Below are 24974 nucleotides of genomic sequence, written 5' to 3' on the forward strand. Positions count from 1 at the left end.
CCAGAAGAGCATTGTTACGAATTACTCAGTAAGAATCGCTAGAAAACATCATCAAGACGCATCATCAAAAAGCTTCATCGGTAAGGAATCATGACAAGGGGCATGGGACGAGAGAAGACGATATGCAAAAGGGGATGAAGGATATGAAGAGGAAGGGTCTTATTTTGGCAATGGTGTTAATGATGGTCTGGATTACAGCCTGTGGCAACAGCGGCGGTGCAGCATCGAATGATCCCAACGCGAATGACACCGTAACGGTGTGGACATACCCGGTACATGGCACATATGAGGATGAATTGAAGGGCTTGATTACCGATTTTAATAAGGAACACCCCAATATCACCGTTAAAACAGAAATGCTCTCTTGGGCTGAAGGCCCCAAGAAATTTGATGTTGCATTAAACGCCGGGAATCCGCCGGATCTGTACTTCCATAGTGTGGACGGTACATATGTGAATACCGGACTGGCTCTGGAGCTGGGAAGTTACCTGACACCTGAGATCAAAGATGACTATTTGCCTGGTACGCTGGAGCTTGGTCAGATTCAAGGAAAACAGTACGGACTGCCTCTCTACCAGTTCCAGTGGGCTTGGGGTGGTAACAAACGCATTCTGGAAGAAGCCGGCATTGACTGGCAGGCGATCCAAAAAAACGGCTGGACCTGGTCAGATTTTAATGAAACGGCTGCTAAGTTAACGAAGACACTCGACAATGGAAGTAAACAGTATGCACTGGTAACCGATGGCACTTCTCTTGATTTTATCGAAATGTTATCCCGTAACAATGGCATGATTGATGTGCTGGACGAAAGCGGAAAATTCCAGTGGAACGATGCGCGCATTCTGGACACACTCTCGTTTATTAAAAATCTGATGGATCAGGGATATATGCCGAAGGAAACGGCAGCACTTGCCCCGGCGAAGCGGACAGACATGTTCTATGCGGGTGAAACGGCAATCATCTCGAAGGCGATTCCTTATTACGATGTTATGATTCAGAACCGTAACAAAGATATTGATGCAGGCAAGGTGCAGGGAGAAAAGATTGATTTTGTATTGCTGCCTGTGCCGCACAATGACAATCAGCCTGCGGCAACGACGATGGGTGGCGAAGGGTATGTGGCCTTTAAACAGAAGAAGGACAAGGGCGAGCAGCATGCCAAAAATACGTTCCTCGTGATGGAGGCACTAAGTGGTGCCAAAGCAGGTAACTCAGCTAACGAGCTGGCGCTTCCTTTTGTAAGACAGTCTCAAGCTGATCTGTTCAAAGGCAAGGAGCTAGGGCAGCAGGTCAACTTGGATGCAGCCAAAGAGATGGCGAAACACATCGCGATGCCGGTTGTGCTCAAGCTGGATATCGACAAGGCTTCACAGCAGAAACAGTTCAAGGAACAGGTGGTGAAACCTAACATTCAGGCTCTGTTCTCCGGTGAGAAAACACCCAAGCAGATTGCAGAAGACTTCAAAGGAAAAGGTCAGCAGATGTTTGGGAAATAACGGGCAATACGTTGAAACCATCTCATCATTAGGCAACAACAGATTGATTCGGAGAGGAGGATTTGCCATGCAGACCGCCCTTGCGCCGGAACCTGCACCCCGGCATTCCCGGGTTGTCCGGTTCTGGCGAGATTACGGGTGGGCGTATTTGTTTATTTTGGCGCCTGTCCTGCTGTTTCTCATCTTTACGCTGTATCCCGTATTAACGGCTCTTGTTATGAGCTTTCAGAAGTACAACATCATGAGCTCAACATGGGTGGGACTGGACAATTACGAACGTCTGGTGAAGGATGAAACCTTCTGGAAGTCGATTAAAAATACAGTCATTTTCACAGTCGGTACAGTACCAGTCAACATCCTGATAACATTTGTGCTCTCGTATTTCATCTTCCAGATGAAAAGCAAATGGCAGACGTTCTTCAAGGCCACACTTTATCTGCCTGCGGTAGCATCGGGAGTGACGATTTCGATCGTGTGGCTCGCTATTTTTGACCCGACGGAGTCTGGGCTGCTCAATCGCTTCCTCCTTTTATTTGGTCTTGACCCGGTGATCTGGCTTGGGCAGTCGGGTACCGCGCTTTTTTCCCTCATTCTGATGAACTGGCTTGGATCTCACGGTGCAGGCATCATTCTGTATCTTGCAGCTATGGGTGGCATCCCGAAATCGCTGTATGAGGCTGCCGATATCGATCATGCAAGCGGATGGACACAGTTTAGCAAAATTACGTGGCCTCTTTTGAAACCAACCACACTGTATCTGCTCGTCACGGGTGTAATTACGTCATTTCAGGTCTTTATCTCCGTATATCTGATGACTCAAGGCGGGCCGAACTTTGCGACGACAACCATTGCTTATTTAATCTATGAAACAGCCTTCAAGTTCTACGAGTTCGGACTGGCTTCGGCGCAATCTTTTGTGCTGGCGCTCATCATTATTGTCATCTCGGTTATTCAATTCAAATATTTCGCCAGTGATATCGAGTATTAAAGATGAAGTAAACGTATTACGTGTTTAAATATGGCTTTCATTAGGCATCCGGGGGTGAATGCAACGTATGAATTCAACACGAAAAAAGATGCTGCTTGTGATTGCATCTGTTCTACTGGCTGGCTGGGCGCTGGTTACCATCATTCCGATGTACTGGATGCTGGTGGGATCCGTGCAGGATACAACGATGTCGGCTTCGTTTAAACCGCAGATGATTCCGGAACAGTTGTCGATGTCGCCGTATGAACGTTTTTTTGCCAAAACAGATGCATGGCGCTGGCTTTATAACTCGCTGCTGATCTCTGTTATTTTGACAGTGACCAATGTGTTCTTTGCCTCGCTGGCGGGATATGCATTCGCTAAACTGAAATTCCCGGGCAGTCAGGCCGTATTCTGGGTGTTGCTTGGGACGATGATGATTCCTACGCAGGTAACATTGATTCCGCTCTACATTCTGATGGTCAACGTATTTGATCTCGGGGATACGTATACGGCAATTATTCTGCCAGCAGCGGTGAGTGTGGGCAATATCTTTCTGATGAAACAGTTTATGTCCACCTTGCCAACATCGCTGATCCATGCTGCCCGAATCGATGCCTGTAGTGAGTTCGGTATCTTCTGGAAGGTTATTCTGCCGATGGCCAAACCGGGGATTGCGGTGCTTGCAATTTTCACCTTTGTCGCGTCTTGGAATGAATTTTTCTGGCCTTTCCTGATCACCAATTCCAATGAAATGCGTACGATTCAGGTCGGACTGGCTTCATTTGTTTTTGCTGAATCCACTGACTTCGGTGCCATGATGGCAGGAGCTACAATAGGCGCATTGCCGATGATTATTCTGTTCTTTTCACTTCAACGTTACTTCCTGCAGGGGATTACGATTGGTGCGGTGAAGGGATAAATATGATGATTGAACGTGGACTCTGGGACTGGGTTTGCGGATCGTAAATCTGAATGCATTCCGTTCTGGGAAAGTGACAATGTAAAGGGGGATCAACCTATGGCACGCGTGGAGTTTCGCCAAGTGCGCAAAGAGTTCAAAGACGACCATAAAGGAACGTTCACGGCAGTCGCCGGTTCGGACTTTGTTATAGAGGATAAGGAATTTGTTGTGTTTGTCGGTCCTTCGGGCTGCGGTAAAACTACCTCACTGCGCATGATCGCAGGGCTTGAAAAACAAACCAGTGGGGATATCGTTATCGGGGATCGGATTGTGAATGATCTGCATCCCAAGGATCGCGATATCGCCATGGTCTTTCAGGATTATGCATTGTATCCGCACATGACTATTCGGGAGAATTTATCCTTTGGTCTGAAAAACCTCAAGAAACCGAAGTCCTATATTGACGAGCAGGTACAAAATGCTGCTACGATTTTGGGTTTGGAAGCTATGCTGGAGCGTAAGCCGCGTGAATTGTCTGGAGGACAGCGTCAGCGTGTCGCTGTAGGGCGGGCGATTGTGCGTGATCCGCAAGTGTTTCTATTCGATGAGCCACTTTCGAATCTGGATGCCAAGCTGCGTGTGCAGATGCGCGTAGAGCTGGGTGAGCTGCATAAAAGGCTAGGTGCGACCATCGTTTATGTTACGCATGATCAGGTGGAGGCCATGACACTTGGGGAGCGGATCGTCGTGATGAATCATGGGGACATTCAGCAGGTTGCCTCACCGAAAGAGTTATATGCCAGTCCGCGTAATATGTTTGTAGCCGGATTTATTGGCTCGCCTGCGATGAACTTTATTGATGCTCATATTGAAGGCACAGAAGTTAAGGTGGAAGGTGCCTCCTTTACGCTTCCTGATGATGTGCTGCAGCGGTTAAGCGTATATCAGGGTAAACGAGTCATTCTTGGACTGCGCCCGGAACATATTTTTGGCGACGATGCCGCTTTTAATATCCCGAAGGATCACACATTACAGGCACGTGTTCAGGTAGTAGAACATCTCGGGTCGGAGAATCTGCTCTACTTCCATCTGGGGAGCCGAACTGTAACGGCTAAGGTTCACCCTGAGACACACGCGTACGTAGGCATGGACAAAACTTTTGTGCTGGATATGCGCAAAGCACAATTTTTTGATCCGGAGACGGAGATAGCGATTGGTCGCGACTAAGAATCCATCGTGATAAGAAGCTTATATCATGCTCTTGATGAATAACAGCTTGTAGTAATCACAGAGGGGAGAACACCTATGCGTAAACTGAGTGAAGTGCTGGTCAAATCGGGGGTAGAAATTTACCGGGATATTATTCCAGTGGCGTTGTACAGTGCCGGGAGCTCCGTACTGCTTGTTCCGATCCTGATGTTTGCACCGATACCGGTAGCTGTGCTGCTGTTGGCTGTCATCTACATGCCAATCTTGTTTGGTGTCTGCTATGCGGTACATCATCGACTGGAGCGGAAAGAGCGTCGGAATGGACTGGCTGATCTGTGGGAAGGTACGTTGAGGGGATTGCTTCCAGGAGGCGTTACAGGGCTGCTGTTTGCACTACTCGGTTTCATCCTCTGGTCAACCTGGTGGTATTATGGCGGACGTGGCAGTATGGCGGGCATAGCGGTAGGGATGTTTCAGACGTTCTTTGTCATTCTGGCACTCATCTCACAGTTCTACACCTGGCAGCTCATTCTGCAAAAGGGAATGGGCACTTTTCGGGCAATGGGCGAGAGTGTGAAACTGTTTTTTCGTTATCCGGGTTATACGGTAGCAGCCTGTTTTCAGGCTGTATTGCTTACAGCGTTACTTGTGCTAACGGTTGTAGGGTTCGGGGCATTATTTGCAGGCATGTTTGCCATCTATCAGCATAAAGCTACACTCAATCTGATCAAGCCTGAGGAAGGATCTATCTCGTCATCCAGCGGGAACGACCATCAGCAGACAGGGTGGCTGAGCGAAGGTCATGTATCATGAGAGTGAAAACGGGAGTGGATGTGCTGGCTGGGGGAGGCACTCATCCCTGGTTATCCGGTGGTGCACGCATGGGCTTGGTGACGAATCCGACTGGGGTCACGGCTGAATTTGTGTCTACGGTCGATATATGTGCTGGTCTTCCGGATACCCGGCTTACGGTACTGTTCGCATGTGAGCATGGACTGAACGGAGAGCTGCAGGCAGGTGTCCCTTTTGCAGATTCAGTGCATCCTCGTTACGGCATACCGGTATACAGCTTGTACGGTACACAAAAAAAGCCGTTGCCTTTCATGCTGGCCGAGGTGGATACGATCCTTTTTGATATTCAGGATGTGGGTGTGCGGTATTACACGTATGCATCAACGTTATTCCGGATGATGGAGGCGTGCGGCGAAGCGGGAAAACGTCTGCTGGTGCTGGATCGGCCTAATCCGCTTGGCGGTATGGAGGTAGAGGGTGGTTTACTACAGGAGGGATATCAATCTTTCGTAGGCGCCTGGACCACACCTATCCGTACGGGAATGACCATTGGTGAGCTAGCCCTGCTCGTCAATGCCGAGTGTTCCGAACCATGTTCATTGGAAGTGATTGCAATGGAAGGGTGGCGGCGCGGGATGAATTTTGCAGAAACCGGCCTACCCTGGATGATGCCATCACCTAATATACCAACTGTGGATACCGTGCGGGCATATGCGGGGATTTGTCTGTTTGAAGGTACCAATGTATCGGAAGGGCGAGGTACGACAAGGCCATTTGAATGGATTGGTGCCCCATGGATCAACGGCGAGCAGTTGGCAGACGCGATGCAGGCACATGGATTGCATGGGGTTCATTTTCACCCGGTGTATATGACGCCAGGCTTTTCGAAACACGCAGGTGAGCTGTGCGGGGGTGTGCGAATTTTTGTTACGAATGAAACGGAATTTCGTTCGGTGGAAACGGGTTTGCTGCTTTTGCATGAGATCGCAGTGGGATATTCCGAGCAGTTTGAGTGGCTTGAACCTCCGCGTGAAGGCTCCGGATATTTTATTGATTTGCTTACCGGGGGTGCAGAGGTTCGTGATGTCATTGGTGACATTAACCGCTTATCCGGTTTAATGGCACTTTGGCGTGAGCAGGAGCAAATGTGGCGGGAACGACAGAAACCTTTTTTGATATACGAATAGAGGAAAAGGACGCTGACAAGTAGAGATGTATGAAAGTGAACAGGGATACAGGAACAGAGCAGAGATGAAAGGATAATGAAATGTATGAAATTATGGACGAGCATGTGCAGAGATTAGCATAAGAGAGCACAGGAGAGTACGGGGAGAGCATGGGAAAAGTAAAATGAGAGCATAGACAAGTATGACCCCGCTTGAGGTCAAGGATTGATGTTCATGGGAGGAGGGCGTGGTATGCAGCGCATGAAGGACAGGGTGAAGCAGAGACTTGGACAGATGAGCCTGCGTGACAAAATTGGACAGATGCTGTTATGTGGATTTCATGGAACAGAGCCGGAGGGAGCGGTAGAAACATTGCTTCAACGTTACCCGATTGGCGGCATCGTTTATTTTGCAAGAAATGTCGTTTCGCCTGAGCAGGTAGAGCGGCTATCCGGTGGTTTGCAGAACATTGCGCAAGTGAGTGGTAATGTGCCTCTTTGGATCGCCATTGATCAGGAAGGCGGCATGGTGGCCCGAATTACAGAGGGTATCGCGCTGATGCCTGGACAGATGGCCATTGCTGCGGCCGGATCGGTGCAAGATGCTTATGAGGCGGCACGTATCAGTGGAATGGAACTGCGGTCGATGGGCATTAATATGAACTTTGCCCCTGTACTTGATGTGAATAACAATGCGAACAACCCGGTTATCGGTGTGCGGTCATTTGGGGAATCCGAGGAAAAGGTAGCCGAATTCGGTGCAGCAACCATTGCGGGCTTTCAGAATGCGGGTATTGCTGCTACAGCCAAACATTTCCCTGGCCATGGCGATACGGATACCGATTCCCATCTCGATCTTCCTGTCATCACCCATGACAGGGCAAGGGTCAACCGGGTTGAACTTGCACCGTTTCGTGCAGCAATAGCGGAAGACGTGGATGCCATGATGTCTGCTCATATTTATTTTCCAGCACTGGAGCCAGAGCGTTTGCCCGTCACGTTATCCCATTCGGTATTAACCGGATTGCTGCGAAAGGAGCTTGGGTATGAAGGCATTATTGTCACCGATTGCATGGAGATGAATGCCATCGCGGTTCATTATGGCACAGTTGATGCAGCGGTGATGGCGGTGGAAGCGGGAGCGGATATTGTGCTGATCAGTCATACGGCACAGTTGCAGATGGAAGCTTTTGACGCATTGATACATGCTGTAGATAGCGGACGGATCAGTGAGCGCCGGATCAACGAGTCGGTTACACGTCTGTTGACGTTTAAAGCAAAGCGTGGGGTGCTTGAGAGGGAGAACGATGCTGCCGATGTGGAGCAGCTGCTGAATGCTATGGGTCCAGACCCCGTTACAGAGCCTACAAATGCTGTAGCGTCATCAACTGTTCCGTTTCGGCGTAATGATCCGATACATCACAAGGTGGCTCAGCGGATTAGTGAGAAGAGCATAACACGGGTCAGGGATAACCAACATATGCTGCCGCTAAAAAGAGAGCGAACACTCGTGATCACTGTTGCAGCAGAAGTGACAAGTATCGCGGATGAACAGCTGGACGGTGCAGCAACACTCGGAGCGGCTTTGTCTGCCCAAGGTCTGGAGGTCGTGGATTGGATGGTGCCAGCGGATGAAGTTGCCATATCCACAGCTCGTCTGATCCAGGCCGCAGAAGCGGAGGATATTACACAAATTGTAATTGGCACATATAACGCAGGCAGCCCTTCCGTTGATCCGCAATGTCGATTGATCGGCTGGCTTCAACAGCTTGGTAAACCTTTGGCTGTAGCCGCACTTCGCAGTCCATACGATCTGCTGAAGCTTCCCGATGTGCAGACGTATATCGCAGCTTATGAGAGCCGACCTCTTGCCATGGACAGTGTAGCGAAAGCATTGATCGGCCGGATTCCATTTGAGGGCAACCTACCCGTCTCGCTGGATGTCGATTAGTGTGAATTAGCTGAATGCTGGCGATGAGGAGAATTCGTAGTGTGGGGTAGCTTAGCCTTGAGTAGGTGGTTAAAAATAACAAAGGGACGAAGCTCTTATACTTCGTCCTTTTGCGTTATATCATACTCTCATTATTGAACGTATAGAGAGCTTGATCATGTAAACCTTATCTAATTTTAGCGCCCCCCGATGATGATATTTGATCTGTTTTGGTGGATTCTAAAATCTAACGATCTTCAGAGACGCTATTTGGGCTATTTTACATGATTTTATTTTCTAACGATCTCAGGAGAGCTTATTTTGAGAAATTGACGTGAAAATGGGCGTTGATCATGTGTTTTTAGCGAAATAAGGTTACTGGTGATCGTTACAATTCTCGAAGGCTCTTTATCGCTTAAATAAGCTCATCTGTGATCGTTAGAATAAATAAGAGGGTGGGGGACGGCTTTAAATCCAGTCTCCACTCTTAAAACCTCACCCGAACTTTAAAACCTCAACCTACCCAACTGAACCAACCCACCACACCCGAACCGAACCTCGAACCCTCACCCCACCAACCCTCACCGAACTATAAAGCTCTCGAAACCTGAAACCTCAAAACCTCACAATCTCGACACCTCAAAACCCCAAAACCCCAAAACCCCAAAACCCCACCCAACCCTCAATCCCAAATGCAAACTTTCAACCCCGAGTAAATGGGTGGCACCATTAGGATGCTTTTGCTCTAAGCGACCATCATAATTGCAAGGCTTCGGCCGTTCGTGCCTCTACATCATTCAGCAGTGAGGTCATATCCATGCCTGCATGATTACCGAGCAGGATAATGGTAATATTGTCGGACAGATTACGTGAAAATGCTGTAGAGAAGCCGCCGCCGCTTCCATTATGGAAGACAGTGTGCTTCATTCCATTTTCCTTGAGAATCCAGGCGTAGCCGTAATTTTTATTGGAGTAGGGCTCGTACATCGTGTTAATCGTTTTTTGACTTAAAATCTGGTCGGTGTATAAAGCCCGATCCCATCTCAGCAAATCATCCACGGTCGAATAAATGGTTCCTGACCCGGATTGTGAAACATAGTAAGGTGCAGGCGCCCATCCTTTACCTTGCTGCACAAAGCCGCTGTTGGTATGCACTCTGCGGGATGCCTCTCCCGAGTCTTTCATGCCGAGAGGCCCCAAAATGGTTTGTTGTACATAGTCGGCATAACTCATGCCGGATACCTGTTCCACAACATACGCCAGTAGAACGTAACCGCTGTTGCTGTATAGATAGGCACTACCAGGTTCGAACTTCAACGTTTTGTGCCGAATTTCTTCTACCGTTTCCTCAAGCGGAGTGCCTTCACCGCGGCCAAAGGCCGAAGGCAGTCCCGACGTTTGGGACAGCAACATATGCAGGGTGATCTGATCTCCCTTCGGGATACCCGAAATATAGGTGGATATCGGATCTTGAACGTTCAACTTACCCGCTTCGGCCAAACTTAAGATGGAAGCTGCTGTGAACGACTTGCTCAAGGAGGCGATCCGGGTCTTGTGATCGGGACGGTTCATTGTTTGTTCATCGGCAAGACCATACCCCTGTCTCAACAGTACTTCTCCATCTCGTGCAATTAGAGCCATACCCGGATAGTTAATCTCGCGCAGATACGTATCCACGCTAGCCACTTCAGGATTCAGCAAGCTGACCTTATCAGTTAAAATACCAACATGGATCTGGCCCGAAGGTGTTCGCTGGACCTTAATATCAGCCTTAAGAGCATTCGCCATAGCACGGACAGGAATCATTAATGTGCCGTTAATAGTGCGTGAATTCACCGGAACAGCTAGAGAAACCTGGTTGACCTTGATGGACTTACTGCCAACTTGATGCACCAGCTTGTCCCTGCCAACGGTGATGGTTGCTGTTTTGGTACGGGCATCCCATTTCAAATTCCCTTTGACAGATTGAACGACATCACGTAAAGGAACAAACGTTGTGCCTTTTAAAATAACCGGAGCATTCTGCCAGAATTGCTGTTCTCCATTAACTTCAATGTGCACAGATTGTGTGTTCTGCGCTGCAGAAACAGTAGAGTGGTTAGCCAGCCCCAATACTGGGCCTGCGCATAGTATGAGTGCTAATAGAATACGAAACATAGGTGAATAGACACAGCTAGATACAAGTTTTTGCGTGTGAAACTTGCGTAAGATTTGAACTCTCCCCTTCCAAGTGTTTCATAAAAATCCAACATATAAATATTGTAAACGATCCCAACAAAGGGGTCAAAAACAGAGTATGCCTAAGTAACAGGATCAGGTCATTTGTGATTATTTAGTATTGATACATAATGTTTCGTGATGAATTTTCCGATAAAAAGAGTTGAACTTAAGGATGGGAGATAGATAGATAATGAAAAAAGGGTTTCAAAAAAGACTTCAAACGGGACGTACAATGAAGATCAGATTCCAGTCCTGGTTTACGTTGACGGTAAAAAAACGGCTGATTGCCGCATTGCTTTTGTTCCTGATTGTTCCGAGTCTTAGTGTAGGGTGGCTGGCTTATCTTAAGGCAGCAGATCAGGTTAACCTGGAGATCACTCGTTCGGCACAGGCCAAAGCGGAAATGCTTAGCTTGCAAATCGATCAGATGCTCAGTATGGAGAAGGACAACGCTGCACAGATCGCATCGGGAATGACATCCGAAGACATTATTAACAAGTCACCTGCGATTCAAGCTCAGATGGATCGGATGTCTAAAAATCATAAAGAACTGGGTGTACTTACGGCAGGAGCAGAGGATGGAAGCTGGATGAAGTCTCCCGATCCGGGGAATCAGATCTATGATCCACGCGAACGCACGTGGTATAAAATGGCTCTATCACAATCTGAGCCCATTATCTCGGATACTTTCCAGTCCGCAACGACTGGGGAATGGGTCGTGACGGCGGCTGCCAAACTGGCAGATGGGAAAGGTGTTTTTGGTGCCAATGTAAGCCTGAATCATCTGAAGGAGACGGTTGACCAGATCCATATCGGCAAAGCAGGAAAACTGTATATGCTGGATAATGGCGGAAAATTTTTGTTCCATTACAAGATTGAAGCCGGTACACAGTCGAATCAAAGTTACATTAACGAGATGTACACTAAAGATCAGGGAACCGTGAAGTATACATATGATGGTCAAGCGATGGAGGCGGTGTTCTATACCAATGCGGCGACGGGCTGGAAAATTGTAGGTGAGATGATCCCTTCCGAAGCGGCGGAGTCCGTTCAGCCCATCATGATCCGTGCGATCACTCTTGTAGGTGTAGCAGTCATTGTGGGGATCGTGTTGATGATCTTTATTATTCGTAGCATTCACCGTCCATTGCAGCAGTTAACGCAAGCGGCATCTCAAGTAAGCGCAGGGGATCTAACGGTTCGTGTAGGCCTGCAGCGTAAAGATGAATTCGGTCAACTAGGGGAAAGCTTTGATACCATGACGACTTCGCTGCGTAATGTACTCGGAGAAGTACATGATACATCCAGCCAGTTGGCAGCATCATCCGAGGAGTTGATGGCAAGCTCCGAGCAGACCTCCAAAGCAACCGAGCAGGTAGCCGAGTTAATGCAGGATGCTGCAGCAGGAACGACAATGCAGAATGCAAGTCTTGCAGCAACGGAACAATTAGTCGGTGAAATGTCACTCGGGGTGAAGGAGATCTCTGCAAGAGCAGGAGATGCGGAGGGTATTGCGATCGAAGCATCCTCGAAATCGGAAGCGGGTATGGTCAAGATGCAGGAAGCCGTATCCTATATTCAGCAGGTGAATGATGAGAGCAAAGCTATGGAGGTTGTCATCGATGATCTGCGAGCGAAGAATGATGAAATTCTGGAGATCGTAGCGGAGATTACCGCCATCGCCAAGCAGACGAACATTCTGGCACTGAATGCTTCTATTGAGGCTTCAAGAGCAGGCGAGCAGGGGCGTGGATTTGCAGTGGTTGCAAACGAAGTGAAAATGCTTGCGAACAGTTCCGGCGCTTCGGCAGAGCGAATTAACGAGCTTATGCAGGAGATGCACGAGAAGACACATGCCGTACAGTCTACTTTTGCACGTACAGGTGAAGGCATGGTGAAGAGCTCGCAGATGATCGAAGAAGCAGGAGAAGCCTTCGAGACGATTCGTGATGCGGTCCGAACCGTTGCGGCACAGGCCGAGGAAGCCGCTGCAGCTTCCCGTCAGATTGATCAGGGAATGGGACATGTAAACAAAGCAGTAAACGAAACGATGGTTCTGTCCAACCGGATTGCTGCGGGGACTGAGGATGGCTCGGCTGCCGCCCAGGAGCAGCTTGCTACCATGGAAGAGGTTGCTGCATCATCAGCGGCCTTGTCACGTATGGCAGAGGATCTGCAGAGCATGATTGAACGATTCAAACTGTAATGAATTGAATAGGGAAATGGGTATGAAGACTGTCGGGGTGATGAACCGGCAGTCTTTTTTTTCTAGCAAAAGGTTAATAGTTGCGTTTCTTATTTCTGATCTCGATTATTTGTTTGACAATAATTAAACATAATAATAATATATCTGTAAATAAACAAACAATTAATGAATAAATGACAAAAGAAAACAAAAAATGAGATAGAAAAGTTGATACCCATTTTATTGAAAAACAATTCAAATTACATTGGAAAGATTTGGGAAAGGATGGCGACCGATGAAAGCCTCGGATTCAAGATTACAGACAGCTTCTCTCGAAGAGATCAAACGTGGATATGTGGAGGAGGGGGTGGCCTATTCATGTATCTGTTGTGGTTATACAACGGAAGCTGGAATTATTTATCCCGAAGAGGGAGTGCTGTATGACGCAGTTCGGTACATGCGTGTTCATATCGAGAAGGTGCACGGGTCCGTATTTGAATATTTGCTGGAACTGGATAAAAGCGTGACGGGGTTGTCCGATGTGCAGCGAGGTCTACTGGCTCAGTTCTATGAAGGGAAAAAGGATGCAGAAGTGCAGCAGGCTCTGGGCATCGGCAGTGCGTCTACTATTCGAAACCACCGGTTTGTTTTGAAGGAAAAGGAGAGGCAGGCCAAGATCTTTCTGGCGTTGATGGAACTGTTGAAAAATAAAGATCTTCATGCGCCGGCAGCATGGGTATCGCCAATCATAAAACAAGAACATACGATTCAGCATTCCTTTGATATATCCGAAGAGGAACGTGAACATGTATTGCATAAATATTTTCCGGAAGGTAAGAGCGGCCCGATGACCACGTTCCATATGCAGCAAAAGCATAAGTATATTGTACTCACGGAGATCATCAAACGATTTGAGCCACACCGTCACTACACCGAAAAACAGGTGAACACGCTCTTGAAGAGGGTGCATGACGACTATGTTGAGATCCGGAGGTATCTGGTGGATTACGGTCTATTGGAGCGCAAGGAAGATGGCAGCCAATATTGGCTGGGTAGTTCGGTAGAGAAAACACGTGACGACAGAGGGCAGGGAAGGCAACCGGGTGAACAAACCGAGCAATTATCCGGAACATCATCACAAGTTGAGGAACAGCAAGGTCGTGAAGGAACAGCAGATAAGGGAGAGAAGCGCATGAATCGGCGTAAAGAGTTACAGGAGCAAGCGAAAGAGGTCAAAACAGAAGCAGGCGTGTACCAGATCCGGAATGAACGAAATGGCAAAGTGTACATCGACAGCACACCGAATCTGAAGACGATTAACGGACAGCAATTTATGCTGCAAATGGGAAGCCATTTAAACCGACGTTTGCAGACAGAGTGGAATGAATACGGTGAGAGTGCCTTCGTGATTGAGGTGTTGGAAGTGTTGAAAAAGGATGATAATCCCTACGCTGATTCGAAGGACGCACTGGCTAAATGTCTGGAACGATGGTTTGAGAAACTTGAACCTTACGGAGAGCGTGGTTACCACGGGGAGACCCGACCATCTAATTAATAAACAAATAGGGTTCACTCCCCGTATTAGCATTATCGATTTAACATCTCAATATTGGACAATAGCTAGTCCATTCTCAGCCTGACACATATTATAACGGAACTGCTATTCTATCAATCTTAGATGAGCTTAATTTGGCGATACTGGGTTTAGCAAGAATGGCTATCCAAATAAAAAAGACCCTTTGCTGTAGAATCAGCAAAGGGTCTTTTTTTGCGGTGATATGCTCTAATGAGCTCACCAGATGGCGATAACTTGACGATGATCATCAGTTATAGCTTAAATTGCTCCACCAGCTTCTGCAGCTTACTAGCCAGATGTGCAAGTGAATCGGCTGAGGAAGATATTTCCTGCATGGAAGCCACTTGCTCTTCTGTCGCAGCAGAGATATTCTCTGTGCCATCTGCATTCGTTTCCGATATGGTATGAATGTTGTCGATGGACTGCACTACTTCTGCAGTGCTTGCCGACATCTCCTCTGATGCAGCTGCGATATTCTCAAGCTGCTGATTGACAATTCCCACAGCCTCGCTGATCTGCACAAACGCATCATCGGCAAATTGTACTGCTCGAATGCCGCTCTCCACGTCTTTTTGACCCAGATTGACATTCTTATTCGCTTGGGAGATTTCTTGCTGAATGGAGCTAACCATCTCAACAATCTTCTGACCGGATACGCTGGATTGCTCCGCAAGTTTGCGAACTTCACTTGCTACAACGGAGAAGCCGCGTCCATGCTCGCCTGCACGGGCTGCTTCAATGGAAGCATTCAACGCAAGCAGATTGGTTTGGGCTGCAATATCCGTAATGACAGACACCATCTCACCAATTGAAGTGGAATGCTGATCCAGCCGTAAGGCCGTCTCTGCGATACCTTGCACGAAGTTCTGGATGGAGCCCATCTCTGATACGGCAGTTTTGATGGTCGAGTTCCCTTGTTGTGCAAGTTCACTTGCTTGCATGGCAGCTTCGGATACTTGCTGTGTACTGTTGGTTACTTGTCCGACCCCTCCGGCAAGCTCATTCATCTGTTGCGCGGTATGTTTCAGGCTGTTCGCCTGCTTTTCAATACCAGCTGCAGACTGCTCCGTAATGAGAGCTACTTGCTCCGTGGCTTTGGTTGTCTCAGACGAGTTAATGGCAAGCTGTGCGGAAGAGGCTGTAAGCTCGTCAGCCGTATGACGCACATCCTGAATAACGTTACGGAGAGATTGACTCATTTTGTTAAAGCTGTTGCTGAGTTTACCGAATTCATCCTGTCCTTTTACAGCAACCTCAATGGTCAGATTGCCATCGCTGATCTCGTTGGAGGCTTTGACAAGTCGATTGAGCGGTCTCGTAATGGCTTGTACAATCCAGTAAATAATGATGGAACTGACTACAATCGCAATCGCGATAACAATAAGTGTAGTATACAGGATGGGACGAACCGTTTCCGTGACCTCATCATTGTCTATAACACCGACAACCGTCCAGCCAGTTGTTTCATTGGTAACGAAGAAGGCATGTTCATTTTTGCCATTAAGCGTGTATTGGAGGTCGCCATTCTTTTGATCAAAAATTTGTTTATACGGTTCCATCGTGCCTTCGGTACCTGGTTTCTCGGTTGGATGTACGATGATTTTATTCGCATTATCAATAATGTAGATATATCCTCTTTTCCCGATTTTGGTATTGTTAACCGTCTGGGAAAGAGCTTCAAGGGATAGACTTACCGAAACGACTCCGTGACCGTCACCAGTCGTCTGAGCAACCGAAGCAACAACATTACCTGTATTGCTTGAGATGTAAGGTGTAATTACGGTAGGCACGTCTTTGTTCTCGGAAGCAGCTTTAAACCAAGGACGTTCACGGGGATCATATCCCGGCTTGTTCACGGCGGTCACCGGGGAGTTGATATAGACACCCTTATCTGTTCCGACGGAAGCGAGTTCCACATCGCTATGGGTATCCTTGTATGCATCAAGTAAGGTACGAATGGTTTTGGTTTCGTCCCCCTGAACAGCTCCGACATTACCAGCATCGAGCTGACTTGCCAGGAAATCCACATTTTTGCGTGTAGCTCCAATGATCTGATCAATGGTCTGATTAAGCACGCTTACACTGCTATTGGCATTCTCAAACATTTTTTCTTCGACCTTGGCATCTGCTGTCTTAAATGAAATGATGCCTAAACTAATGGTCGGGATCAGCAGCACGATGGCGAATGAAAGTATCAGTTTCTCTCTCATCTGCATCGTTCGTTTCCCCTTTGGCTGCGTCACTTTCTTCATAGTACATTCTCCCCCTGTCAACTCTCCCGAAATGACATAAAATGTGGTATATTTCTAAGTTAATGTGCGAACCGATTCTGCATTCATGATTCGAATTCTCTGACCCAGAATGGTATGTATCGATATATATCGGTTGCACATGATTAAAATTAGAGAGGAGTTGTACTTGATTTTGGAACAAAATGCACTAAGGTCAACCGGATATGAGAACGATGTAGAAGTTCGGGATGATGCGACATTTATGCAGGGGGTTCGTGATTGTGTGCCTACACTGCTTGGATATTTAAGTATTGGTTTTGCGGCAGGGGTTATCGAGATGACTGCAGGGCTGAGTTTTGCCGAAACCGCATTGTTAAGTCTAATTCTGTATGCAGGTTCTGCCCAGTTCATTGCAGCAGGTATGCTGGCTTCAAATGGATCAGCATTAGCCATCATCTTCACCATATTTTTTGTGAACCTGCGGCATTTGCTGCTCAGCGCAGCTGTATCTCCGTATTTCAGACATCTGACACCGCTTAAAAATATGTGGATCGGCTCACTGCTTACGGATGAATCATTCGGTGTGGCGATGACAAGAGCCATTGGTCGGAAAACGCTCAGTGAACGCTGGATGCATGGCCTGAATATCACGGCGTATTTGAACTGGTTTGCTGCGAATATGGCTGGAGCATATTTTGGACGCTGGATCACAAACCCGGATCGGTTAGGACTTGATTATGCATTGCCAGCTATGTTTATCGGGCTAATTGTGCTTCAACTGGTACATCGCAAAAGCAAAAAAATACATATTAATGTAGCGATCATTGCAATTGTGTGTGTCATCTTAGCAAGTATGGCTTCACTAGGGAGTCTGAGCATTATCATAGCAGCAGTTGTTGCCGCAACGATGGGAGTGTTTATGGAACGATGGAAGTAAGATGGGATGTGTTCTGGATTATTATGGGCTCGGCACTGCTTACGTTTATCCCCCGGGTATTGCCACTTATGCTCTTCAGTAAAATACAGATTCCGGTATGGCTGATGCGCTGGCTTGAATACGTGCCTGTTGCTGTTATGGCCTCACTCATTGGTCAGGAACTGTTTATGTCAGGCAGCCGCCTTGTGCCAATTACAGAGAATGCAGCCTTGTGGGCAGCACTGCCTACAGTTGCTGTTGCCATCTGGACACGCAGCCTGCTCGGCACGGTGCTTGTGGGTATTGTCTCGATGATGATATTACGTTACTTCATGGGATAGGAAGATGTGATCGTGATGAAAACGCTATTTTCTAATGAAGCTAAAAGGGATAAGATGGAGAAAGAGGCATGGAATAGTCCATTTTAGTGGTAGATAAGCAGTAGGATATCATCATAGGTTTAGAGAGAAGGGAACGGTGTCTAAGATGAAACCAAGTCCATCCACGATCTTGTTTCAAGGGGATTCCATTACAGACGGAGGAAGATCACGTGATGAGGACCTGAATCATGTTCTTGGTCACGGGTATGCGTATCTGATCTCAAGCCGACTGGGCTTGGAGCTGGCGAGTAAGCAAAAAATGTTCTATAACCGAGGGATTAGCGGAAATCGGGCATCCGATCTGTATGCACGTTGGAATGAAGACACGTATAGTCTGAAGCCGGATCTGATCAGTATCCTGATTGGGGTTAACGATGCCTGGCGCTTCATGAATGAAGAACCAAGGGGGTACACGGATCGTTTTGCCCGGGCATATCGTCACTTGCTGGAGGAAACACGGGAGGTTATACCGGATACCGGGCTTATTCTGATGGAACCTTTCATTCTGAAGACGGGAGCAACGTTGGAGAAATGGGAGGGCTGGGAGAAGCTTATGGCAGAATACCAGCAGCAAGTTCATGAAATGGCTGAGCAGATCGGGGCGGTATGGGTTCCGTTGCAGCAAACGTTCAATGCAGCTCTGGAACAGGCTGATGCTTCCTACTGGCTGTGGGATGGCGTCCATCCTACTGCGGCGGGGCATGAGTTAATTGCACGCCAGTGGTTGTCCGTTGTACAGCAATCACCACTTGCTATTGTGTAGCGAGTAGCAGAAATCTCTGTATTTCAGCACATTGATTTTCGTATGATATTTTTAATGGATAATGGAATCTCTATAGTCTTTCGTAAATTTATCGTATTACATTTTGTTGACTTGTAACTCTTATCTTACATTCCATTAGCGAAACGTGGTGAATGCTGTGCAAGGCTCTGATCACGATACTGGCAATGAACATATGCATATGCGTACAAGTGATGATGTAGATGAAGCTGGGAAGATCGACTGGCCAGATGAACAACGGATTCAACAGGTGTTTAATCACGTTAAAAAGCGAGGTTACCGTCAAGGAAATAGGGAATTTATGGCGGGTAAACTCCGGGAGAGATTGTCTAGGCCGGCATTAACTGAGCTGCTCAAAGATTTGCAGACAGATGGAGAGCGGGCATTAAATGAATCTTTGCCTCTCCTGACATTTCAATTGTTTCGACAGTTTGGCACGACGGGAGATCGCCAGGCTTACGAGCATGTTTATTTCGACCGACGAGGTAGATTAGCAGCCGTTTCCTTGCTTGCGCTCGATTCGAATGCCCCCGATATGATCCATGCTCTTGAAGAAATACTATGGGCGGTATGTGATGAATATACGTGGTGTCTTCCGGCACATCTGGGAACGGGAGAAGCGGAGCAGGTGGAGGGTAATATTGACCTCTTTGCCGCAGAAACGGTACATATGCTTGCTGAAATTGTGGAGATTCATCGTCATCATCTCGACCCTCTGGTGGTTACACGGATCAGCCTAGAGGCGGAGCGGCGTATCTTTACGCCGTTATACAGGGAAAAGCGGGCGTATCACTGGCAGACGGCAGATCACAACTGGTCTGCTGTCTGCGGAGGGTGCTGCGGTATGGCTGCCATGTTGCTGCTAGAGGATACAATGATGCTCTTGGAGTCCACCCGGCAGGCGCTTAGCTGTATGAAAGCGTTCCTGAACGGATATGGCGAGGACGGTGGCTGTGCCGAAGGGATTGGATACTGGGTCTACGGGTTCGGTTATTTTGTCTATTATGCCGAGATGTTGTTGGACTACAGTGAAGGAGCGTTGAATCTGCTCACAGGTTCCAAAATAGCAGCTATAGCAGCATTCCCGCTGCGAATTCATCTGTCAGGTGGCATATTCGTCAATTATTCGGATAGCTCGGAGCATGAAGAGATTCCATCGGGGCTGCTGTCCCGCTTAGCTGCACGATTCGGGATGCAGGTGGATCTGCCGATACACATCCCGCAGCTGACAGACGATCCTTGTCGTCGCTGGGCCCATCTGCTGCGGAACGTGATGTGGAGCGATCCGGCAGTGTATGAACGTGTGCATGAAGAAGAGGCTGTACAGGCGAACGGCGGATTTATTTTTCAACAGCTGGAATGGATGGTTGCGAAGGGTGTCTTGCATGTACCAAATGCACGCGAAGAAGAGGGCAGACAGCGTTCAGGCAAGGAGTGGATTCAGACAGCGTGTTCGTTCAAAGGCGGGCATAATGATGAACCTCACAATCATAATGATCTGGGACAAGTGATTATCCATTGCGGCGGTGAAAATATGTTGTGTGACCCTGGAGCAGGGGTGTACACTCAGGCGTATTTTGCTCCAGGGCGTGAGCGGTTATTTCATATTTCGTCTGCCGGGCATAACGTGCCTATGATTCAAGGTTGTGAGCAGAGCTCTGGCAGACGGGCCGAAGCCAAACTGCTGGAGTTCAAGCTTGAGCCGGATGGACATGGAATGCAGGCCGGTCTGGATCTGACTCGTGCATATCCTGAGGTGAAATCGTTGCAGAAGTTCACACGCCATGTGTGCTGGAGGATCGAAAAAGATGGGGCCGTGGCAAGCTTACGAGTTATAGATCGGTTTCAATGGAGGGCTAGCGCAGAGGATGACTCTGTGGAATTCTCAGTAGAGCAGCCATATGCCAGATTGCGGGTTGTTGAACGTTGGATAAGCCGGATATGTCCGGTGATGGAAAAGGATGGCCAGCTTAAGTGGCAGGCTTCACGCGCTAATATGTACATGATATATGATGCCATTCAGTGGCAGGCCGAGACGGAAGCGGTACACACCGTGGATCATGATCAGGTACCTGTTACATTTTATCGTACATCCCTTGTGTGGAAAGGGAACGAAGTAACAGCGACAAAGGGCAAGGAAGAAAGAGTCGGAGATGCGTTAATGTCGACGGGAGTTTCGGAAACCCAAGACTTCTTAGGAACTCTGGAGGTCTTGGAAAGTACGGATGGTGGAGATACGCCAGGTGTTGCAGGGGAGCAGGCGCACGGGATAGCTAATCTAGATATGCCGGGGATTGTATGTCAGGTTGATTTTATTATTGAACCCCATAAAGGAGAAACCGAGGTGAGTCCACGTGAGTAGTTATACAGCCACATCGACATATCCATGGCAAAAGGAGCTTGAACAGTATCGGACTTTGGCAGCAGAGGCAGGCCCCGCACCGGCAGATGGCTGGAATCGGGAGCGCAAGCTGGCACTCGTTCAACAAATTGTCAACGCTTACACGAAGGTTCAAGATATGAATGGAGCTATTATTGATCCATACTCAGGCACAGAACGCTATTATTCCACGCCAGCTTATGCTATGGCGGCAGCTGTACTAGTGGATGCAGGGCATATGGAGCTTCTGGATTCTGCATCGGCAGCCCTGTCACAGAGCATTGATGCAGTAGTGAACGGCAGTGCACCGGACAATCATCCGGATTTTTTCCCAGTGCTCATGATGCGAGCTTATATGTTACTGGCACCTCATCAACCTGAACAGGCAGCCATCTGGGCTGAGGCACTGCAAACCATTCATCCTGAGAGTGACTACGTGTTTACAATGAGCAAGATGAACAATGCCAATCGCATGATTAACTGGAATGCCATCATGATCTCGGGCGAATATTTGCGGTGGAGTGAGCAGCTTGCAAGTGAGGATACGGCATGGATGGATCGTTATCTGGAAGCGTACCATCTGCCACGGTTTACCGGGCTTGGATTGTACCAGGATGGGCCGCTGGATCGGCCCAATTGTCCGTTTTCCTATGATATCGCTACCCGTTATCATCTTGAAGTGATGCTGGATGCCGGGTATGAAGGAAAAGTAGCAGATGCATTGCGAGAGAAGATGCGTCACGGTGCGTTTAGCTCACTGTTGATGTTGTCTCCGCTAGGAGAAATACCACCTCGTGGTCGTAGTTCCCAGCACCAATGGAATGAAGCTGCCGCTGCTTATGTATGCTCGGTGCATGCCAAGCTGGCGTTGCAAGCGGGGGATTCTGTGATAGCCGGGGCGTTTGCACGAGCGGCCAATCGTTGTTTTGAAGCCGTAGAGCGCTGGCTGATGCCAGATGGACGGCTGAAAATCGTACGCAACGAATATGTACCCGAGAAGCGACACGGATATGAAATTTACACGAATCACACTTGTTACAATCTGTGGACGGCAGCCGCGCTGGCGCATGCTTGTCTATGTGATCCAGAGGAGGATATGACGCCCTCTTATCTTCCCTCCGAGATTGGAAACCGGGTACTACGGGCGGATGGCTGGTTTGAAACGATACTGTCCTCTGTGCCAGGTCAGCAGATCGTTCTGCACACCGCACTGAATGATCCGTATACGATTCCCGGACTGGTGCGAATACAGCAGGCTGGCCTACCAGGTTTAATCGGCCCGTCTGCGGCTAGCCATATGCAGGCAGGATTCACGGAATTTGCAGAAGGGGTTGTTCGTCCTTTGAGTTATTGCCCTGCCTGGAAAACTAACGACGGGGTCTGGCATAGTCTGGCCGAAGGCATCCCGTCTGGTAGCGACTATGACCGTGATGCGGGAATCCATCCGGCTAGCGGCGGTGGTTCGATAGTGTATAAGCTAGAGCTTCATGGGGCTGAACGGGTTGAAATGCAGGCAGATCATACACTGCATGAAACGGTGACGGTAGCAGATGTGAATTCAAGCGCTGGGGAGAACATCTTTGAGCAAGCTATGAGAGAAAATGCTGAGCATGCCCGGATAAACACTGCGGGAAATGCTTTTGAGATCACCTGGACGGGGCCTTTACCTGGAATACAGTCTATAAGCACCCGTTATGTGCAACGAGCCGATGAACTGACGGTGACGTATGAATTCGAAGGTGAGATTGAGGCGGTGGGGGCCTTGATTCCGCTGATGTTCTGCGATGGCGAGGAGCAGGCTGTGATTACCCAGACGGAGAAAAGCGTGCGTACAGTGTACCGGGGAGCGTACGTTGAATCCACGGTACAGGATGCCGGGGCTGTGATTCAGCTGGATCAACAGGAAGTGGCGTCACGCAACGGTCTGTTGAAGCAGGCCCGAATGGAAGTTTACGGTGCACAGCAACTGACTTTTACCGTTCGATTGGGACAGAACTAAAGAATAACGGAAGCAGTCAAGCTATTCATCTATGTATGCATGCGATGCGATCTCGCATAGAAACTGGAGGAACAAGATCATGGACACTTCAACATCGGCAACATGGCTGGAGGAAGCATGGCGACAAGGAGCAGTCAAGACGATTCGGAATGCGAAACGAATCAAGGATACCTTTCCTCATATTTCAACCAATGGTGTGTACGACAGGAATGATCCGGAATGGTGGACAGCCGGTTTTTGGCCTGGGCTGTTATGGCTAGTATACCGAGATGATCCGGGTCACGAAGCTGCGGCGGAGCTTCTGCGCATCACCGATAGCTGTGAGCGGCAGCTCGAAGGTTGTCTGCGTGATCCGGATGCTGTGGATCACGACTTGGGTTTCATCTGGCTGCTTAGTGGCGTAGCGAGCTACCGCCAGATGGGCAGCGAGGAGGGGCGACGCCGCGGCCTGCTGGCCGCGAATCTGCTCGCTGCGCGCTTTCATGTGCGCGGTGAGTTCATCCGCGCATGGAACTTCGGTTCGTCAATGATGGACACGCGCGGCGTTGCCATCATTGACAGCATGATGAACCTGCCGCTGCTCTACTGGGCATCCGAGCAGAGCGGCGATCCTCGCTTCCGCTGGCTGGCGGAAGCACATGCGGACACCGTGGCGCGCGAATTCGTCCGCGCAGACGGGTCCATCTGCCACGTGGTGGAGTTTGATCCACACACGGGGCAGAAGCTGCGGGAGCATGGCGGCCAAGGCCATGCTCCCGGATCCGCCTGGGCGCGGGGCACCGCCTGGGCGTTGCACGGGTTTGCGCTGTCTTTCCGGTATACGGGCGAAGCCCGATATCTGGAGACAGCGGAGCGAGCGGCCGATTTCTTCCTCGCCATGCTTGGCGAAGATATCGTGCCGGTGTGGGATTTCCGCGCGCCTGCGGAGCATCGGGCGGCGTGGGACTCGTCCGCTGCGGCGATTGCCGCGAGCGGCCTGTTCGAGCTCGCGAAGCTGTCGCCGCGCGGGCCAATCTACGCTGCAGCGGGAGAGCGCATCGTCCGCGGCTTGTATGAGCACTACAGCTCCGGCGAATCGGCAGCGGAGGAAGGGCTGATCATGCAGGGGACGGTGCACTACCCGGAGGGGCGTGGCATTAATGTGCCGATCATTTACGGCGATTATTTCTATATGGAGGCGCTGGCGAAGCTGCGCGGTAGTAAGGGTTTATTTTAACTTGAAGCAGGAGGTTCCTAATTGTCATTCCCGACACATATCGTATCAGCAGGTGGAATTGTAGAAGATGGACAGGGGAATATCCTGTTGGTCAAAACCCATGATGATGGATGGGTGTATCCTGGCGGAATAACTGAAGTTGGAGAGAACCTGATGGATGGCGTCATTCGTGAAATCCAGGAGGAAGTGGAATCATCGCAACAATAATCCATTTAATAAGTGTTGTTTCTAATACAGCTATTCATAAGTGGTATGACGGTGTAACGGATGTTCCTACAAAAGTCATGTTTGATTTTGTGTGCAGAGCAGAAGGTGGGGAGTTAACGACTTCTGAGGAAACAAGTGAGTGCAGGTGGGTTCCAAAGGAGAATGTTCTGGACATGATCACCTTTACCCGCCATTCGTATGCGTTATGAGGCTTATTTAAACTTCAACGGTTCTGTAAGCTATCTGGAGTATGGAACTGCGACATCGGTAGAACTACATGTCAAACTCCAAAGGCATATTTAGATGTATGTAAAATAGTATCTTAAACAGTATCGTTAAACGTCTACCTGGTTGAACAGAAGCAAGAAATAGAACCGCCCTTTACAGGGCGGTTCTATTTTCGCCATTTTCTTCAAAAGC

General features: G+C 48.7%; 18 protein-coding genes. 16 read left to right on the top strand and 2 right to left on the bottom strand.

What is annotated here, in order from left to right; all coding sequences use genetic code 11:
• Nucleotides 1-143: 143 nt before the first annotated feature.
• The 7 genes from ACUTVW_RS15410 (at nucleotide 144) to nagZ (ending at nucleotide 8484) form a co-directional block, all read left to right on the top strand.
• Nucleotides 144-1496 (top strand): ABC transporter substrate-binding protein, encoded by a 1353-nt coding sequence (locus ACUTVW_RS15410; RefSeq protein WP_445646625.1) that lies wholly within the window; start codon nucleotides 144-146, stop codon nucleotides 1494-1496.
• A gap of 67 nt (nucleotides 1497-1563) precedes the next feature.
• The gene (locus ACUTVW_RS15415) at nucleotides 1564-2484 is read left to right on the top strand and encodes a carbohydrate ABC transporter permease (protein ID WP_445646626.1); all 921 of its coding nucleotides are present in this window, start codon (nucleotides 1564-1566) and stop codon (nucleotides 2482-2484) included.
• Nucleotides 2485-2551: 67 nt separating this feature from the next.
• The gene (locus ACUTVW_RS15420) at nucleotides 2552-3385 is read left to right on the top strand and encodes a carbohydrate ABC transporter permease (RefSeq protein WP_445646627.1); all 834 of its coding nucleotides are present in this window, start codon (nucleotides 2552-2554) and stop codon (nucleotides 3383-3385) included.
• A 99-nt stretch (nucleotides 3386-3484) separates the two neighbouring features.
• Complete coding sequence (locus tag ACUTVW_RS15425) at nucleotides 3485-4594, top strand: ABC transporter ATP-binding protein (protein ID WP_445646628.1); 1110 nt, start codon at nucleotides 3485-3487, stop codon at nucleotides 4592-4594.
• A gap of 78 nt (nucleotides 4595-4672) precedes the next feature.
• Nucleotides 4673-5389 (top strand): hypothetical protein, encoded by a 717-nt coding sequence (locus ACUTVW_RS15430; RefSeq protein WP_445646629.1) that lies wholly within the window; start codon nucleotides 4673-4675, stop codon nucleotides 5387-5389.
• Nucleotides 5386-6555 (top strand): exo-beta-N-acetylmuramidase NamZ family protein, encoded by a 1170-nt coding sequence (locus ACUTVW_RS15435; RefSeq protein ID WP_445646630.1) that lies wholly within the window; start codon nucleotides 5386-5388, stop codon nucleotides 6553-6555. Before ACUTVW_RS15430 ends, ACUTVW_RS15435 begins: the two co-directional genes overlap by 4 nt.
• Before the next feature lie 231 nt (nucleotides 6556-6786).
• Entirely contained in the window at nucleotides 6787-8484 is a 1698-nt protein-coding gene (nagZ, locus tag ACUTVW_RS15440; protein ID WP_445646631.1) for a beta-N-acetylhexosaminidase, read from the top strand.
• Between the two features lie 735 nt (nucleotides 8485-9219).
• On the opposite strand, the gene ACUTVW_RS15445 is transcribed toward nagZ, so the two are convergent.
• Nucleotides 9220-10575 (bottom strand): serine hydrolase, encoded by a 1356-nt coding sequence (locus tag ACUTVW_RS15445; protein ID WP_445646632.1) that lies wholly within the window; start codon nucleotides 10573-10575, stop codon nucleotides 9220-9222.
• Between the two features lie 298 nt (nucleotides 10576-10873).
• Between ACUTVW_RS15445 and ACUTVW_RS15450 the strand changes: the two genes are divergently transcribed.
• Both ACUTVW_RS15450 and ACUTVW_RS15455 read left to right on the top strand, forming a co-directional pair.
• Complete coding sequence (locus ACUTVW_RS15450) at nucleotides 10874-12889, top strand: methyl-accepting chemotaxis protein (RefSeq protein ID WP_445646633.1); 2016 nt, start codon at nucleotides 10874-10876, stop codon at nucleotides 12887-12889.
• Nucleotides 12890-13163: 274 nt separating this feature from the next.
• Nucleotides 13164-14423 carry a DUF2087 domain-containing protein gene (locus ACUTVW_RS15455; protein WP_445646634.1) on the top strand — a complete coding sequence of 420 codons (1260 nt, stop codon included), beginning with the start codon at nucleotides 13164-13166 and terminating at the stop codon, nucleotides 14421-14423.
• Between the two features lie 272 nt (nucleotides 14424-14695).
• Here the strand turns inward: ACUTVW_RS15455 and ACUTVW_RS15460 are convergent, their stop codons facing one another.
• Nucleotides 14696-16696 (bottom strand): methyl-accepting chemotaxis protein, encoded by a 2001-nt coding sequence (locus ACUTVW_RS15460; RefSeq protein ID WP_445646635.1) that lies wholly within the window; start codon nucleotides 16694-16696, stop codon nucleotides 14696-14698.
• A gap of 241 nt (nucleotides 16697-16937) precedes the next feature.
• On the opposite strand from ACUTVW_RS15460, the gene ACUTVW_RS15465 reads away from it, so the two are divergent.
• From ACUTVW_RS15465 to ACUTVW_RS15495, 7 genes are all read left to right on the top strand, one after another.
• Nucleotides 16938-17612, top strand: a complete 675-nt coding sequence (locus ACUTVW_RS15465) for an AzlC family ABC transporter permease (RefSeq protein WP_445646790.1) — start codon at nucleotides 16938-16940, stop codon at nucleotides 17610-17612.
• The gene (locus ACUTVW_RS15470) at nucleotides 17603-17932 is read left to right on the top strand and encodes an AzlD domain-containing protein (protein WP_445646636.1); all 330 of its coding nucleotides are present in this window, start codon (nucleotides 17603-17605) and stop codon (nucleotides 17930-17932) included. Before ACUTVW_RS15465 ends, ACUTVW_RS15470 begins: the two co-directional genes overlap by 10 nt.
• A gap of 145 nt (nucleotides 17933-18077) precedes the next feature.
• Complete coding sequence (locus ACUTVW_RS15475; RefSeq protein WP_445646791.1) at nucleotides 18078-18734, top strand: SGNH/GDSL hydrolase family protein; 657 nt, start codon at nucleotides 18078-18080, stop codon at nucleotides 18732-18734.
• A 199-nt stretch (nucleotides 18735-18933) separates the two neighbouring features.
• A complete protein-coding gene (locus ACUTVW_RS15480; RefSeq protein ID WP_445646637.1) occupies nucleotides 18934-21114 on the top strand; it encodes a heparinase II/III domain-containing protein in 2181 nt (726 codons plus the stop codon).
• Nucleotides 21107-23131 (top strand): glycosyl hydrolase, encoded by a 2025-nt coding sequence (locus tag ACUTVW_RS15485; protein WP_445646638.1) that lies wholly within the window; start codon nucleotides 21107-21109, stop codon nucleotides 23129-23131. Before ACUTVW_RS15480 ends, ACUTVW_RS15485 begins: the two co-directional genes overlap by 8 nt.
• A 79-nt stretch (nucleotides 23132-23210) precedes the next feature.
• The gene (locus tag ACUTVW_RS15490; protein WP_445646639.1) at nucleotides 23211-24347 is read left to right on the top strand and encodes a glycoside hydrolase family 88 protein; all 1137 of its coding nucleotides are present in this window, start codon (nucleotides 23211-23213) and stop codon (nucleotides 24345-24347) included.
• 21 nt (nucleotides 24348-24368) lie between these two features.
• On the top strand, nucleotides 24369-24554 hold the full coding sequence (locus ACUTVW_RS15495; protein WP_445646640.1) for an NUDIX domain-containing protein: 186 nt from the start codon (nucleotides 24369-24371) through the stop codon (nucleotides 24552-24554).
• Nucleotides 24555-24974 lie beyond the last annotated feature (420 nt).

Source organism: Paenibacillus sp. TSA_86.1, from assembly GCF_052691815.1.